Raw genomic sequence first — 14,479 nt, forward strand, 5'->3', positions numbered from 1 at the left:
CCCGCGTGTCAAGGCAGGTCACAAAAATGTCATCGAAGCGGTTGGGGAAGATCGGGTGCCTGCGCCGGCCGCGCGGCCTGGCGCCGCGATTCGCGTTCTTGACTTATTTCTTGACCAAAGCGTCCAACGTCATGCGCGAGCGCGCCAGTTCCCATTCCAAGCTGCTGAACTTCTGCTTGGCGGAGGCCGCGGTGACTTCCGGTTGCGCCAGCGTCAACGTAGGCTCATAAATCTGGCCGGGATTGGCTTCGGCGCGCAGAGCGAACTCTTCAGGATACTCCCGCTTCAACACCGCCTGTATCTCCGCCATGCGATCCTTGAAGGGCGCGACCCTCGGATCGTCGGCGGCGACAATCAGGGCAGGCTTGGTCTTGGCGAGCTCGGCGATGGAAATAACCTCGCCTTGAACTCGAAACGGATTGGAATCGATGCGGGACATATTGGCGCCTCCGTGGATTGATACCGGCAATTGTTAAATAACCTTAACCATATTGCCACATGGAATCAAAACCAGTCAATCCTATTTTATTCGTGATAGCGACCCTGGCCGCCGGCCATCTGCAGCGCATCGGCGCCCGCGTATACGCGGCCAGGCGATGACGGATCGGTCGCGGCCCGCCATATCGCTTCCGCCACATCCGCCGCCAGGGTCACCGCCGTTTGCTCCGCCCATGCCGCGAACACTTGCTGCGCCATGCCGGCGTAGGCCTCGGGGATGGCGTTTTGCATGTGCGGCCGGGCGTTTTCGCCGAAACGGGTCTGCGGGGCGCGCCCTGGCAGCACCAGTTTAGCCCGCACGCCGAATTGCTCAAGCTCCAGCGCCAACGATTCCGTGAAGGCGTTGACGGCCGCCTTGCTTGCCGTGTAGACCGACAGCAGCGGCAGCGGCACCAGCGTGACGCTGGACGTGACATTGATGACCACGCCAGCCTTGCGCTGCCTGAACTGCGGCAGCACCGCCTGCGTCATCGCGATGGTACCGAGCGTATTGGTGTCGAAGATGAGGTGGGCGCTGGCCATCGATGTACCCTCGAGCGCGCCCAGCAATCCGACGCCGGCATTGTTGACCAGCACGTCGATCGGTCCGGCCGCCTCGACCGCCCGGCGCACGCTGTCGGGGTCGGTCACATCGAGTGCGATCACGCGCAGCCGTTCGGAGCGCGGCAGGATGTCCTCTGCCAGCGTGCGCATCGTGGCGACCACGTTCCAGTCGCGGTCGAGGAAATAGCGGGCGGTTTCCAGGCCGAAGCCGGACGAGCAACCGGTGATCAAAATGGTTTTCATGAAGCACTCCTGTGGTTGGTAAGCAGAGCTGAACTATATGGCGCGCCGGCCGGACTTGCTATAATCAAACGTCCATTCTTCATTCGCGAGAGTCCACATGATCGATCCCCTGGCGGAAGTCGTTTCGCTGCTCCAGCCGCAGGCGCGTTTTTCGAAGGTGGTGGTCGGTGCGGGCGCCTGGCGCGTGCGCCGCGCCGAATCCGGCCAGCCTTTCTATTGCGCGGTGATCGACGGCGCATGCGAACTCGGCGTCGAAGCTCAGCCACCGGTCCATTTGCGGCAGGGCGACTTTGTGCTGATTCCGTCGGCCCACCGCTTCACGATGTCCGGCAACGAGCCGATGACTCCGGCGGACGCCGAAACCGAGCCGGTGGCGCTGCCCGATGGCGAGTTCCGGCTGGGACGGCAAGACGGCCCCGCCGACGTGCGCTTGTTGATCGGCCACTGCGCCTTCGATTCGCCCGACGCGGCGCTGCTGGTCTCGCTGTTGCCGCGACTGGTGCATGTGCGCGGCGAGCGCCGGCTGGCCACCATCGTCGAGCTGGTTGGCGACGAATCGCGGGCGCGGCGGCCCGCGCGCGATGTCATCCTGGCCCGGCTGCTGGAGGTGCTGATGATCGAAGCGCTGCGCTCGGCGGCGCACACGGCCGCCTCTCCGGGGCTGCTGCGCGGACTGGCCGACGAACGCCTGGCCGTCGCCATCCGGCATATGCATGAAAGCATGACGCGGCCGTGGACGGTGGCGCAGCTGGCGAAGGAATCGGCGATGTCGCGTTCCGCGTTTTTCGAGCGTTTCAGCCGCGCGGTGGGCGTCGCGCCGATGGAATATTTGCTGGCCTGGCGCATGGCCTGCGCCAAGCACTTGCTGAGGACCGAGGAGGGCGGCGTCGCCGACGTGGCGCGGCGGGTCGGCTACGGTTCGGCCAGCGCGTTCAGCGTCGCCTTCGCCCGCCACGTCGGCTCGCCGCCGGCCCGCTACGCGCGCGCGCCGACCGACTAAGCGGCGCCGCCGACGACGCCGCCGCGGCCGGGCAGAGCACGACGTGGATCAAAGCCGCAGCCGCCTTTTGCGCTAAGGTCGAGACTAGCTATCATCGATGGAGTGACATCATGGACGCGCAAATCAACAGCGGTTTCCAGGCCCGGGTCAATCTGATGCGGCTGTTGGCGGCGGGAATGGCGGTCATCTATCACGTGCGCTTCCTGCTGTTCGCCGGCTATCCGGAGGTCGCGGAAAAAAGCGTGGCGCTGACCTTGTTCTATTTCGTCACCAGCCTGGGCCACGAAGCGTTCGTCATGTACATGGTCCTCAGCGGCGTTACCTTGGGCGGACTGTCGATGCAGCGCTGGCGCCATGGCGTCGACGCCGGGGCCGATCTGCTGCGCCGCTCCACGTGGTTTTACTGCCTGCTGACCCCGGCGCTATTGCTCGGCGCCGCGTTGGACTTCCTCGGCACGCGCACGCTGGCGCATCCCGAGGTGTACGCCTACTTCACGATGTTCTCGCCCAGCCTGGACCTGGAAGCTTTCGCCGGAAACATGTTAATGCTGCAGCGCTTCGTTGTTCCCGGACTGGGCAGCAACACGATGCTGTACCTGCTGGCGTATGAATGCTGGGCCTATCTGGCGCTGGCCGCGCTGTTCGTGCTGGGTAAACGCAGCCGGCCCCTGGGCTGGTGCGCCGCGATCGTCATCGGCTGGGCCGGCAGCGTGCTGGCGCCGGAATTCCTCGGGTATCTGCTGCTGTGGATTATGGGGACGGGCGTCGGCTGGCTCGCTTACAACACCAGCGTGCGCTCCCAGCGCCGTTATGGCCTGCCGATTTTCGTCGTCGGCCTGCTGGTGTCGCGCTGGGGCGGCGCGCACGTCGAGCAAGTGCCGGCGTCAATGATTCCGGCCGCCCGGATGGCGCTGGATTTGCTGTTCGGCGCCAGCTTCGCGTTGCTCACCGTATCCTGGCTGACGGCCGGCGCCAGGCGGTCGCCGGTATTGTGGCTGCGCTGGTGCGCGTGGCGGCTCAACCGCTGGTTCAGCGGCGCCAGCTTCGTATTGTTCACCACGCATTTTCCTTTCATGATGTTCGTCGTCGCGCTCGCCTCGGCGGAGTTCCACGTGCCGATCGGCGGGCAGCCGGGCGCGGTCGCGTTCGCGATGTTCGGCGGGACGGTGGCGGCGATCTATTTGTACGCGTTGGCGTTCTCGGCCGTCGCGTCGCGGCTGGCGAGGAGGGCGGGGCGCACAATGCGCCGCCGCTGGTTGGCGAAAGCCGCATCGCCGGCGTGATCCCCGGGTGAGCGCGCTAACGAATGGCGCGGAATCCGGCCAAGCGACCGGTCATCGCTTGATCCAGCCGGCGCACCGGTGCGACGCAGCGGCGCGCCGGTTTCGCATCCCGGACCTGTACAGCGCAGCGATGCCGCGTGTAAAATGCGCGCTGAACACGTGAATGGTGTCCTCCCGCTTGTCGGCGGGAGGGTGAAACGGGAAGCCGGTGACGCGTGCGATTTTCATCGCGCGCCAGTCCGGCGCAGCCCCCGCTGCTGTAAGCCTGACGACGTCGATCGTACGCCACTGTGCACCGCACGGGAAGGCAGGATCGGGGAAGGATGACGGCGAGCCAGAAGACCGGCCAGTCACGATGCGTTACGTAAAACCCGGGGTGTGGTTTTACTTGATATTGGTTTTCTTCCCGTTGTCGCCACAGCATTCGCGCGCCGCCGCGCGTGTGTCCGTTCACGCCGTTTTTGCGGCCGCGCCCGGCGCACGCGTAGATGGGCGCGTGCGCCGTCGCGGCTTGACCGTCCGGAGTTTCCGGCACTCGACCACGTAGACATACACATGACTCCTTCCCGCCTCGCCCAGTTCCCTACCACCCGCCCGATCGCGGCCGCCATCGCGCTGCTGTGCGCCACCGGCGCCGCCGCGCAGCAAACCCAGGTCCTGCAGACCGTCACCGTGACCGCGGAGGCTGAGCGCAACGGCGGGGGCTTGGGGCTGGCCCGCCAAAGCGGCGCCGCCAGCCGGCTGAACCTGCGCGCCGACGAAGTGCCGGCCAGCGTGGAGTCGCTCGGCGCCGAGGCGATGTGGGCGCGCGGCGACCTGCAGGTCAAGGAGGCGGTCACCCGCACCACCGGCCTGACCGACATCAGCTCGCCCGGCAACGGCATCGCGTATTCGGCGCGCGGCTTCAGCGGCAACAACGCCGTCGCCATGCTGGAAGGCGGGCAGCGGCTGCTGGTGGGCTCGGGGACGGCGACCATGCCATCCGACCCGTGGGGCTACGAGGTCATCGAAGTGCTGCGCGGGCCAGGTTCGGTGGTCTACGGCAGCGGCACCACCGGCGCCACCATCAACGCGGTGCGCAAGGCGCCAAGCCGCGCCGCCGCGTTCGAGGCGATGGCCGGCGTCGGCGGCGGCCGGGCGCTGCGCGCCGGCGTCGGCGGCAGCGGCGCGCTGGGGGAACGCGGCGCGTTCCGTGTCGACGCCTACGCCGACCATAGCGACGGCTTCATCGACCGCGGCCAGGCGCGCCACGCCAAACTGCTGACGGCGATCACGTACGCGCTCACGCCGGACCTCGACCTCGACGTGCAGCTGGACCACGTGCGGCAGAAACCGCAGCGCTACTTCGGCACGCCGCTGGTCGACGGCGGCCTGTCGCGCGCGCTGCGCGACCAGAACTACAACGTCGGCGACGCCGATATCGATTTCGTCGACGACAAGGCCGTGGCGCGCTTGACCTGGCGCGCCACGCCGGCGCTCACCATCAGCAACGAGCTGGCCTACATGAAGGCCCGGCGCAACTGGCGCAATGCCGAATACTATGTCTACGATGCGCTGGCCGGCAGGGTCGACCGCAGCGACTACATCGCCATCAAGCATGACCAGGAACAGACCGGCAACCGCCTCGAGGCGCGCTGGAACGCCGGCGCCAACCGCGTCGTGGCCGGATGGGAGGCGGCCGCGATCAACTTCACCCACACCAATAACGCGCCGTACGGGGGCGCCTCCAGCGTCGCGCCGACCGGCTTCGACCCGGGCCGCTTCGACAGTCCCGACGCGCTGCGTCCCAACTTCGCCACCGACACCACCACCAACGCCTTGTATCTGGAGGACGCGTACAGCATCAACGAGCGCCTGCTGGTGCTGGGCGGCGTGCGCCACGACCGCTACCGGGTCGCGCTGACCAGCCTGCGGGGCGGCGCCGATTTCACCACGACGCTGCAATCGACCGCCGCGCGTCTGGGCCTGACCTGGAAGCTGGCGCCGGACACCTCGCTGTATGGACAGCTCAGCACCGGCAGCGATCCGTTGACCAGCCTGTTGTCGATGAACCTCGCCAACAGCCGCTACAAGCTGACGCGCTCGCGCCAGGTCGAAGGCGGCATCAAGCAGTCGCTGGCCGGGGGCAAGGCCGAATGGACGGCCGCGCTGTACCGGATACGCAAGGACGACATCGTCACGCGCGACCCGTCCAACCCGGCGTTGTCGGTGCAGGGCGGCGCGCAATCGTCGCGCGGCGCCGAGCTGACCGCCAGCGCGGCGCTGGCCCGCGCGTGGCGTCTGGACGCCAACCTGGCCTACACCGACGCCAGCTATGACACCCTGGTCGAAGCCGGAGGCATCTCGCGCGCCGGCAAGCGCCCGACCGACGTGCCGAAGATGTCGGCCAACCTGTGGCTGGGCTACCGCGCCGACGCCTGGCGCGCGGGAGCCGGCTTGCGCCACGTCGGCAAGCGCTTCATCGATAACGGCAACATGCAGGCGGTGCCGGGTTACACCACGCTCGACGCCACGGTGGGCTGGAGCGTCAACCGCAACCTGCTGGTGCAGCTGAACCTGCGCAACCTGACCGACAAGCTGTACGCCAGCACGTCCTACAGCGACAGCCAGTATCTGCTGGGCGACCGCCGCCACGCCGAGCTGACGGCGCAGTGGCGCTATTGAGCGTCGGCGGGCAGCGCGCGCAGATAGGGCCACGGATAGATTCCGCGTTCGTGACGGTCGCCGAAGACCAGTTGCAGGCCATAATTGCCTATCACCCGCAGGTTATCGACGCGCGACGTTTCCTGTGACCGTAGCGGTTTCGCGCCGAGCAGCCGTTGCGACTGGCATTGCGTGCATTTGCAGTGCGCCCGCAATTGCGCATGCGGCCATTGCTGCCGGACGCCGTCCTGCCAGACGATGGTCAGCAGCCGTCCAGCACGGTCGTTGCTGATTTCGGCGGGGTAGTCCATCAGCGGCTCCGCGTGGCGGCGTGGATCTGTTCCAGCGCCAGGCGCGCGGCCTTGCGCACCTCGGGGTCCGGGTCGGCGGCGACCGGCTCCAATGCCGGCAGCGCGGCGGCGTCGCCAAGCTCGCCCAGTGCCAGCGCGGCCTCCTTGCGCAGGTTGCTGATCGCGTGCGTCAGCACCGGCAGCAGCGCGGGCAGGGCGCCGCCGTATTTCAGGCGCCCTAAGCTGCGCGCGGCGCGCAGGCGGATCTGCCAGTAGCTGTCGTCGAGCGCGGCCATCAGTGCCGTCCCGACGGCCGACAGATCGGCGGCGTCGGCGCCGTTTTGGACCAGGGCCAGTTTGCCCAGGGTCGTGGCCGCCTCCTCGCGCACTTGCCATACCGGATCGCGCAGCGCTTCCAGCAAGGCCTTGGCGGCGCTTGCTCCGGCGCCGTAGCCGGCGGCGCCCACCGCCGCGCGCCGCACTTCGGCGTCCGGGTCGTTGCTGACCAGCGCCGTGAGGGCGGGCAGCGCGTCGGGTTGTTTCAGGTAGCCGAGGACGGCGACGGCTTCGCGGCGCACGCCGGCGTCGCTGTCGGACAGCGCGGCCAGCGCCGGCGCGTAGCTGTGCGGCGAGCGCAGTTCGCGCACGGCGCGCAGCACGGCGGTTTTCACGAATGCATCGGTGTGCGCGAGGTGCGCTAGCAGTACCTGGGCGCTTTCCGGTTGCTTTACTTCGCTCAGGCTTTGGGAGGCGGCCTGGCGCACGCTCTGGTCCGGGTCGCCGAGGAGGCGGGCGAGGCCGGCGACGCCGTCCGGGGTTTCGAAGCCTTCGAGCGCGCGTGCGGCCTCGGCGCGCACGGTGGCGTCGGCGTCGCGCAGCGTGTCGATGAACAGGTCGATATGTTCGTCGCCGGCCCAGTCGGACAGGTCGAGCAGGGCGATGCGGCGCACGGTGGCGTCGGGGTTGGTCAGGCGGTCGCGCAGTTCGCACAGTTCGGTGCCGTCGTTTACGGTGTTCATGATGTCCTTTCAGATGGCGAATTGCAGTTGGCGTGGCGCGGGCGCGCCCAATGGGCTGAGTCGTTCCAGCGGCAGCTCGGCGTTGGCCGGATGTAGCAGCTGCAGGCAGCGCCGCTTCAGCGCCGTAAACTCCGGCGACGTCACCAGCGACGCGTCGCGAGGACGGGCGAAGGGCACGGCGATCTGCTCGATGATGCGCCCCGGACGCGGACCCATCACCAGCACCCGGTCGGCCAGGAACAGCGCCTCGTCGATGTCGTGCGTGATGAAGACGATGGTGGTGCGGATGCGCGCCCACAAATCCAGCAGCAATTGCTGCATCATCAGGCGCGTCTGCGCATCGAGCGCGCCGAACGGTTCGTCCATCAGCATCACGCGCGGGTGGTTGATGAGCACGCGGGCGATCTCGACCCGCTGCTTCATGCCGCCGGACAGCTGCGCCGGATAGTGCCCGGCGAACGCCTCCAGCCCCACCATGGCCAGCAACTCCAGCGCGCGGCGGCGGCGCTCGGCGCGCGGCACGCCTTGCATCTTCAATCCGAAGGCGACGTTGTCGACCACTTTGCGCCACGGGAACAACGTGTGGTGCTGGAACACCAGCCCGCGTTCGGCGTGCGGACCGTCGATGGCGCGGCCGTCGACGGAGATCGCGCCACGGCTCGGCCTCAGGTGGCCGGCCAGCGCGCCCAGCAAGGTCGACTTGCCGCAGCCGGACGGGCCGAGCAGGCAGACGAACTCGCCCGGGGCCACCGTCAGGCTGACGTCCTGCACCGCCTCGAACGCCTGCGCGCCGTGTCCGACCCGCAGATGCAGCTTGTCGATCTCAATTTGGCCGACGCTCATGGCTTGCCCTCCGGTTGGTGCCAGGGCATCAAGACCTGGCCGATGGTTTTGACCAGCGCGCTGCTACCCATGCCCAGCAGGCCGATGACCAGCATGCCGACGACGATGTCGGCGTAGTTCTGGATCGTGTACGACGCCCAGGTGTAGTAGCCGATGCCGAACTGGCCGGAGATCATCTCCGCCGTGACCAGGCAAAACCACGCCGTGCCCATGCCGATCGACAGTCCGGTGACGATGCTCGGCGCGGCGCCCGGCAGCACCACTTCGGTGAAGATGGCGCGCCGTCCGCCGCCCAGGCTGCGGGCCGAGGCGACCAGGCGCGGATCGATGTTTTCGACGCCGTGGACGGTGTTGAGCAGGATCGGAAACAGCGCGCCGGTGAAGGTGATGAACACCATCGACAACTCCGACGACGGGAACATCAGGATCGCCAGCGGTATCCACGCCACCGCCGGAATCGGCCGCAGCATTTCCAGCGGCGGCATCAGCCAGTTCTCCAGCCGGCGCGAGCGGCCGATGACCAGCCCGAGCACGATGCCGACCAGCGCGGCGACCAGAAAGCCGCTGAACACCCGCGCCAGGCTGGCCTTCAGATGGCCCAGCAGTTGCGGCGATTGCAGCAAGGCCCAACCGGCCTGGGCGACCTCGGTCGGCGGCGGCACGTTTTGAAACGTCACCAGGCCCAGGTTCAGGTGGCTGGCCGAGGCCCATTGCCAGGCCAGCAGGCAGACCAACAACGAGACGGCGCCGGCGCCCCAGCGGGCGGCGCCGTTCCCCAGCCCCGCGCCGGGGCCGTCCGCCGGGCTGGCGCCCAGGCTCACGACGGCGGCCGTGCCAGCGGCCGCCGCGATGCGATTGCCGCCGAGCGCTTGCTGTGTGCTGTCCATCGGCGCGCTCCTATTTTGCCGCGAGCGCGGGCGTGCCGCCGCGCACGGCGGCGAAGTCGACGACGGAACCGCCGTTGCGGGCGGCCCAGGCGTCGGCTGACGCGCGCGTCAGGAAGGCGCTGGTGTCGCCTTTGGCGGTGACGAACCAGGCGTCGCGGGCAAACAGCTTGAGGCCGCTGTCGCGGTCGTGGGCGTAGACCACGCGCACTTTCTTGCCGTCCTTTTCAAGCTGGCGCAGCGCGGCGAAGGCGCTGTCGGCGCTGGCGTAGTGGCGCACCAGCGGTTCGCCCTCGACCCAGATTTGCGTCAAGCGCGAGAAGTCGGTGACCGGCTTGCCGGTGGCCGCGTCCTTGGCCACCAGCGGCAGGCGGTTGTAGTTTTTCAGCCGCGCGTCGTAGTCCAGGCCGGCCTGCTTGAAGGCGGCGCGGATGTAGCGGTCGTCGATGAAGGTGTTGACGTCGAGGTCGTTGTCGGTGCGCTTCATCAGCCGCAGCGTGTCGATCGAGGTCTTGACGGCCTGGCGGTACTCCGGCTTCCAGCTGAAGTCGCGCGTCTGCAAGCCCAGCGGGCCGTGGAACAGATAGTCGACCTCGGCCTCGATGCCGGTCACCTTGGCGATCAGCTCGCTGTATTTCTCCGGCTCGGCCGCGATCAGGCGGTCGGCTTCGATGGCGGCGCGCAGGAAGGCGGTGACGATCTCCGGATACCTGGCCGCGTAGGAAGCATCGACCAGGCTGCCGTGCAGGGTGGGGGACTTGGCCTGCGAACCGTCGAAGATCTTGCGCGCGTAGCCGCGGTGCGGGAACAGTTCGGCGAACGGCACGAAGTCGGCGTGGGCGTCGATCTTGTTGCTTTGCAGCGCAGAGCCGGCCACTTCCGGCGCCTGCGTGACAACGGTGACGTCCTTGTCCAGTTCCCAGCCCTGCGCCTTGATGGCGCGCAGCAGCATGCCGTGCGCGGTCGACGCGAACGGCACCGAGATGGTCTTGCCCTTGAGGTCGGCAAGCGACTGCACCGTCGACGCCTTCGGCACGACGATGCCGTTGCCGCTGCCTTGCACGCTGCCCGACAGCACGGTGATGAACAGGCTTTTCTTGCCGGCCTTTTCGAACGCGGCGCCGTTGAAGGAGCCGGGGAAGTCGGCCATCGAGCCGATGTCGAGCTTGCCGGCGACCATCTCGTTGGTCAACGGCGCGCCGGACGTGAAGTTCTTCCAGACGATTTCGTATTGCGCATCCTTGTACTTGCCGTCGCGCGGCAGGTATTTTTCGAGCAGCTTCAGTTCGCGGATCAGCAGGCCGCCGGTGGCGCAGTTGATCGTCGTGTCCTGGGTGCCGATGGCGATGCGGATGGTTTCTGCGTGGGCGGCGCCGCTGCCGATGGCGGCCAGCAGCAGGGCGGGTAGAAGGCGATGCAAACTCATGTCATTCTCCAGAAGGGTCAGCGCAACAAGTAGGGAATATCGACCGTGACGGCGCCGGTCGGGCAATCTTTTTCGCAGGGCATGCAGTACCAGCATTCGTCGAATTTCATAAAGGCCTTGCCTTTGGTGAAGTCGATGGCCAGCACGTCGAGCGGGCAGACATCGACGCACACGGTGCAGCCCTTGTCGGCGATGCACAGCTCTTCGTTGACGCGGACCGGCACGCTGCTTGGGTTGAGTGCGATGGGCATGGTGTTCTCCTTTAAACGGCAAGCGCGGCAAGCGCTTCGGCGTGCGGCGCGGTATCTGCTGTGCCGGCTTCCTTGCCGGACGTCTCCCTGGCGATGCGCAACCGCTGGTAAGCCTGCTTCTCCTGTTCGTCGAGGGCGACGATGTACGGCTCCAGCGGACGCTTGAAGCAAGTCATTTCGCCGCCGACCTTCTTGACCTGCACGTGGCACAGCCAGTCGGCGTCGTTGCGTTCGGGATGGTCGACCCGGTTGTGGTACAAGCCCCAGCGGCTCTCGGTGCGGAACAGCGAGGCGCGCGCCGCCATCTCGGCGCAATCGCGGATCGCGTGCACCTCCAACGCGCGCATCAGCTCGTGCGGGCCGGCGGCCGACAGGCGCTCCAGGTCGGCGCGGATGGCCTCGAAGCGGGTCAGGCCGATCTCCATCTTGCGCGTGACCTTGGGCGGCTGCAGGTAGTCGTTGACCATGCGGCGCAGCTTGTATTCGACCTGGGCCGGCGGCAAGCCGTCGACCCGGCTGAGCGGCGCCCAGACGCGCTCCCGTTCGGCCTCGACCTGGGCGTCGTCGAGCGGCGCCAGTTCGGTGTCGGCGCAGCGGCGCGCCGCGCTCTCGCCGGCCAGCTTGCCGTAGACAAAGGCGCCCAGCATGTAGTTGTGCGGCACGCAGGCCAGGTCGCCGGCCGCGTACAGCCCGGCCACCGTGGTCTCGGCATGCTCGTCGACCCACACGCCGGAGGCCGAATGGCCGCTGCACAGGCCGATCTCCGAGATGTGCATCTCCACCATCTGCGCGCGATAATCGGTGCCGCGGCCCTCGTGGAACCTGCCACGGCTGGGCCGCTCGTTGGTGTGCAAAATCGTTTCGATGGTGCTGATGGTTTCCTCGGCCAGATGGTCCAGCTTGAGGAACACCGGGCCGTTCCCGCCTTGCAGTTCGTTGTAGAACTCCTGCATCATCTGGCCGCTCCAGTAGTCGCATTCGATAAACCGCTCGCCCTTGTTATTGGTCGTGAAACCGCCGAACGGACCGGTCACGTACGCGCAGGCGGGGCCGTTGTAATCCTTGATGAGCGGATTGATCTGAAAGCACTCGATGCCCGACAATTCCGCCCCGGCGTGGTAGGCCATGCTGTAGCCGTCGCCGGCGTTGGTCGGGTTTTCATAGGTGCCGAACAGGTAGCCCGAGGCGGGCAGCCCCAGCCGCCCGGCGGCGCCGGTGGCCAGCACCACCGCCTTGGCGCGGATCACGTGGAAGTCGCCGGTGCGGCAGTCGAACGACATGGCGCCGGCGATGCTGCCGTCGGCCGCCGTCAGCAGGCGCGTTGCCACCAGGCGGTTGCTAATCTCCACGCGCTGGCGCTTGAGGCGGCGGTACAGCACCTTTTTGATGTCGTGCCCCTCGGGCATCGGCAACACATAGGTGCCCATGTGGTGCACCTTGCGCATCGCGTAGTCGCCGGTCTCGTCTTTTTCGAACTTGACGCCCCAGCGGTCCAGCTCCTCGATCATCGGATAGCTGTTTTCGGCGTAGGTCAGCACCGTGCGCTGGTTGACGATGCCGTCGTTGGCGGTGGTGATCTCCTTCACGTACTGCTCCGGGGTGGCGAAACCGGGGACCACAGCGTTGTTGAGCCCGTCCATGCCCATGGAGATGGCGCCGCTGCGCTTGACGTGGGCCTTTTCCAGCAGCAGCACGCGCAGCTTGGGATTGGCTTCCTTGGCCTTGACGGCGGCCATCGGGCCGGCGGTGCCGCCGCCGATCACCAGCACGTCGACGGTTTCGATGATGGTTTGCATGGTGTTTTGCTCCAGGTAGATGGGGACAAGGACGACGGCGGCGCGTTCAGCCGCGGCGCGCGATCTGCAGGCGATACTGGAAGGCGTCGCCACGGAAATACAGGTATTCGAAGTCGAGCGGCGTGCCGTCGGCCGCGTGGGTCAGGCGCTCGATGCGCAGCAACGCCGTGCCGGCCTCGATGCGCAGCGCGTGGGCCAGCGTGTCGTCGGCCAGCATGGCGTCGATCTGCAGGTCGGCCCGGCCCAAGGCGATGCCGTAATCGTTTTCCAGGATCAGGAAGATGTCGCGCCCGGCCAGGTCCTCTCGCCGCAAGCGCTCGCCGATGTCGGGCGGCAGATAGGTCACCTCCAGCGACACCGGCTCGCGGTTGAGGTGGCGCACGCGTTTGATCTCGGCGACGTCGGCGCCGGCCGCCAGACCCAGCCGCTGCGCCACATGGGCCGGCGCGGCGATGATCTTGTGGCTGGTGACCTGGTTGTAGATCTCGTAGCCCATGCGGCCCATGGCCTCGCCGAAGCCTTCGAGCTGGGTCAACTGCTGGAACGCCTTGGGCTTGGAGACGAAGGTGCCCTTGCCGGGGATCTTGAAGATGACGCCTTCCTTCTGCAGGTCGTTGAGCGCCTGGCGCACGGTGATGCGGCTGACGCCGAAGATCGTGCTCAGCTCGCTCTCGGCGGGCAATTTGGCGTGGGCGGGATAGCTGCCGTCGAGGATGCGCTCGCGCAGGTTTTCCTTCACCTGCGTGTAGAGCGGGACGGGGGACAGTTCTACGGTACGGAAATTGGTCATCGGCTCACCTGGGCTGCATAACCTGTCATAACAGGTCATGACTATCGAAAGAACTTGCAGTCTATCGAGGCCGTTTCAGCGTGTGAACGAATGATTGTGTGTTTGCTTATGCAAAAAGTTTCGCGTGGAGGCCGGGCGCTCGCCGTCGGGATAATGATCAGCTCGATTGCCGGATTCTTCGGCTACGTGCCGCCCCTAATAAAAAAACTATCATGCAGAATTGCCAAGTGTATTAAGCTCGCGTTGCGCCGATCAGCGCGCGAGAAAATACAGGAGGCAGTATGCGTAACTTGTTGATTGCTATGTGCATTTCGTTCGCCAGCTTGTTTGGCGGCGCGGCCCACGCCTATCAGTACAATTATGTCAGCCAGGTGATTCCGGTCGAACACACCTCGTATCGAAGCGATTTGACGTTCACCCATTACAGCGTCATTACCGTGCAGATCGTCACGCCGACGCTGCTGACGGCCGGCTCCTCGTGGTCGTCCGACACGGTCATCTATATGAACCGGTATTCGAACGATTCCCCGACCCATCCGCAGTCGCTGCTCTATCCCAACACGGACGCCGACCCGACCCGTCCGCCAGGCTCGGTGTGGAATCCCAATTGGACGGTGAGTATGAATATCGGCGAAGTGGACGCCAACGGCCTGCCCACGGTGTGGGACATCAGCCTGTTGCGCCAATTGAACACCCCAGAGGGCAGGGAAGACATCAGCCGGATCGCCACCTCCAACAACGGCGACAGCGTGCTGGGCGGCTACGAGACCTATTACTTCTTCCAGGGCGCGGTCACCACCCCGGGCACCTGGACCATGGGCGCGACGGCAGTGCCCGAGCCCGAAACCTACATGATGCTGCTGGCAGGCCTGGGCCTGGTGGGCGGCGTGGCGCGCCGCAGGTCAGCCAAGCGCCGGGCCGGCTAGCGCCGGGTGAAAACGCGCGCATCGGTCACTCAGTCAGGAACAGC

14 protein-coding genes and 1 riboswitch are annotated in these 14,479 nt (G+C 66.8%); of the genes, 4 read left to right on the forward strand and 10 right to left on the reverse strand.

The features are described from left to right. Positions 1–103: 103 nt before the first annotated feature. Together BMX85_RS13150 and BMX85_RS13155 are read right to left on the reverse strand one after the other, a co-directional pair. Entirely contained in the window at positions 104–439 is a 336-nt protein-coding gene (locus tag BMX85_RS13150; RefSeq protein WP_090318463.1) for a hypothetical protein, read from the reverse strand. Positions 440–525: 86 nt separating this feature from the next. Continuing rightward, positions 526–1,284: an SDR family oxidoreductase gene (locus tag BMX85_RS13155; protein WP_090318465.1), complete on the reverse strand. Its 759-nt coding sequence runs from the start codon at positions 1,282–1,284 to the stop codon at positions 526–528. A 97-nt stretch (positions 1,285–1,381) separates the two neighbouring features. On the opposite strand from BMX85_RS13155, the gene BMX85_RS13160 reads away from it, so the two are divergent. From BMX85_RS13160 to BMX85_RS13170, 3 genes are all read left to right on the forward strand, one after another. Next, entirely contained in the window at positions 1,382–2,284 is a 903-nt protein-coding gene (locus BMX85_RS13160) for an AraC family transcriptional regulator (protein WP_090318468.1), read from the forward strand. A 110-nt stretch (positions 2,285–2,394) separates the two neighbouring features. After that, positions 2,395–3,567: a hypothetical protein gene (locus BMX85_RS13165; protein ID WP_090318470.1), complete on the forward strand. Its 1,173-nt coding sequence runs from the start codon at positions 2,395–2,397 to the stop codon at positions 3,565–3,567. A 147-nt stretch (positions 3,568–3,714) separates the two neighbouring features. Continuing rightward, positions 3,715–3,933, forward strand: a riboswitch (cobalamin riboswitch). Positions 3,934–4,122: 189 nt separating this feature from the next. Then, positions 4,123–6,231 (forward strand): TonB-dependent receptor, encoded by a 2,109-nt coding sequence (locus BMX85_RS13170; protein WP_090318473.1) that lies wholly within the window; start codon positions 4,123–4,125, stop codon positions 6,229–6,231. Here BMX85_RS13170 and BMX85_RS13175 read toward each other — a convergent pair. The 8 genes from BMX85_RS13175 to BMX85_RS13210 are packed head-to-tail and all read right to left on the reverse strand — an operon-like array spanning position 6,225 to position 13,509. Further along, a complete protein-coding gene (locus tag BMX85_RS13175) occupies positions 6,225–6,521 on the reverse strand; it encodes a DUF971 domain-containing protein (RefSeq protein ID WP_090318475.1) in 297 nt (98 codons plus the stop codon). The genes BMX85_RS13170 and BMX85_RS13175 overlap by 7 nt on opposite strands. Beyond that, entirely contained in the window at positions 6,521–7,519 is a 999-nt protein-coding gene (locus BMX85_RS13180; protein ID WP_090318477.1) for a HEAT repeat domain-containing protein, read from the reverse strand. Before BMX85_RS13180 ends, BMX85_RS13175 begins: the two co-directional genes overlap by 1 nt. Positions 7,520–7,528: 9 nt before the next feature. Continuing rightward, positions 7,529–8,362: an ABC transporter ATP-binding protein gene (locus BMX85_RS13185; RefSeq protein WP_090318481.1), complete on the reverse strand. Its 834-nt coding sequence runs from the start codon at positions 8,360–8,362 to the stop codon at positions 7,529–7,531. After that, on the reverse strand, positions 8,359–9,249 hold the full coding sequence (locus tag BMX85_RS13190; protein WP_090318484.1) for an ABC transporter permease: 891 nt from the start codon (positions 9,247–9,249) through the stop codon (positions 8,359–8,361). The genes BMX85_RS13185 and BMX85_RS13190 overlap by 4 nt, the downstream gene beginning before the upstream one ends. A gap of 10 nt (positions 9,250–9,259) precedes the next feature. Then, positions 9,260–10,672, reverse strand: a complete 1,413-nt coding sequence (locus BMX85_RS13195; RefSeq protein WP_090318487.1) for an ABC transporter substrate-binding protein — start codon at positions 10,670–10,672, stop codon at positions 9,260–9,262. Between the two features lie 17 nt (positions 10,673–10,689). Next, the gene (locus BMX85_RS13200; RefSeq protein WP_090318490.1) at positions 10,690–10,923 is read right to left on the reverse strand and encodes a 4Fe-4S dicluster domain-containing protein; all 234 of its coding nucleotides are present in this window, start codon (positions 10,921–10,923) and stop codon (positions 10,690–10,692) included. Positions 10,924–10,934: 11 nt separating this feature from the next. Beyond that, positions 10,935–12,719 (reverse strand): fumarate reductase/succinate dehydrogenase flavoprotein subunit, encoded by a 1,785-nt coding sequence (locus BMX85_RS13205; RefSeq protein ID WP_090320020.1) that lies wholly within the window; start codon positions 12,717–12,719, stop codon positions 10,935–10,937. 46 nt (positions 12,720–12,765) lie between these two features. Then, positions 12,766–13,509 carry a GntR family transcriptional regulator gene (locus BMX85_RS13210; protein ID WP_090318493.1) on the reverse strand — a complete coding sequence of 248 codons (744 nt, stop codon included), beginning with the start codon at positions 13,507–13,509 and terminating at the stop codon, positions 12,766–12,768. A 281-nt stretch (positions 13,510–13,790) separates the two neighbouring features. On the opposite strand from BMX85_RS13210, the gene BMX85_RS30970 reads away from it, so the two are divergent. Then, positions 13,791–14,435 (forward strand): PEP-CTERM sorting domain-containing protein, encoded by a 645-nt coding sequence (locus BMX85_RS30970; RefSeq protein WP_090318496.1) that lies wholly within the window; start codon positions 13,791–13,793, stop codon positions 14,433–14,435. Positions 14,436–14,479 lie beyond the last annotated feature (44 nt).

This window comes from Duganella sp. CF517 (assembly GCF_900110275.1).
Taxonomy (GTDB): domain Bacteria; phylum Pseudomonadota; class Gammaproteobacteria; order Burkholderiales; family Burkholderiaceae_D; genus Rugamonas.

What these genes read in the sequence shown, in the direction of transcription:
- BMX85_RS13150 (WP_090318463.1), bottom strand. Translation starts at nt 439, where the DNA reads ATGTCCCGCATCGATTCCAATCCGTTTCGAGTTCAAGGCGAGGTTATT.
- BMX85_RS13155 (WP_090318465.1), bottom strand. Translation starts at nt 1,284, where the DNA reads ATGAAAACCATTTTGATCACCGGTTGCTCGTCCGGCTTCGGCCTGGAA.
- BMX85_RS13160 (WP_090318468.1), top strand. Translation starts at nt 1,382, where the DNA reads ATGATCGATCCCCTGGCGGAAGTCGTTTCGCTGCTCCAGCCGCAGGCG.
- BMX85_RS13165 (WP_090318470.1), top strand. Translation starts at nt 2,395, where the DNA reads ATGGACGCGCAAATCAACAGCGGTTTCCAGGCCCGGGTCAATCTGATG.
- BMX85_RS13170 (WP_090318473.1), top strand. Translation starts at nt 4,123, where the DNA reads ATGACTCCTTCCCGCCTCGCCCAGTTCCCTACCACCCGCCCGATCGCG.
- BMX85_RS13175 (WP_090318475.1), bottom strand. Translation starts at nt 6,521, where the DNA reads ATGGACTACCCCGCCGAAATCAGCAACGACCGTGCTGGACGGCTGCTG.
- BMX85_RS13180 (WP_090318477.1), bottom strand. Translation starts at nt 7,519, where the DNA reads ATGAACACCGTAAACGACGGCACCGAACTGTGCGAACTGCGCGACCGC.
- BMX85_RS13185 (WP_090318481.1), bottom strand. Translation starts at nt 8,362, where the DNA reads ATGAGCGTCGGCCAAATTGAGATCGACAAGCTGCATCTGCGGGTCGGA.
- BMX85_RS13190 (WP_090318484.1), bottom strand. Translation starts at nt 9,249, where the DNA reads ATGGACAGCACACAGCAAGCGCTCGGCGGCAATCGCATCGCGGCGGCC.
- BMX85_RS13195 (WP_090318487.1), bottom strand. Translation starts at nt 10,672, where the DNA reads ATGAGTTTGCATCGCCTTCTACCCGCCCTGCTGCTGGCCGCCATCGGC.
- BMX85_RS13200 (WP_090318490.1), bottom strand. Translation starts at nt 10,923, where the DNA reads ATGCCCATCGCACTCAACCCAAGCAGCGTGCCGGTCCGCGTCAACGAA.
- BMX85_RS13205 (WP_090320020.1), bottom strand. Translation starts at nt 12,719, where the DNA reads ATGCAAACCATCATCGAAACCGTCGACGTGCTGGTGATCGGCGGCGGC.
- BMX85_RS13210 (WP_090318493.1), bottom strand. Translation starts at nt 13,509, where the DNA reads ATGACCAATTTCCGTACCGTAGAACTGTCCCCCGTCCCGCTCTACACG.
- BMX85_RS30970 (WP_090318496.1), top strand. Translation starts at nt 13,791, where the DNA reads ATGCGTAACTTGTTGATTGCTATGTGCATTTCGTTCGCCAGCTTGTTT.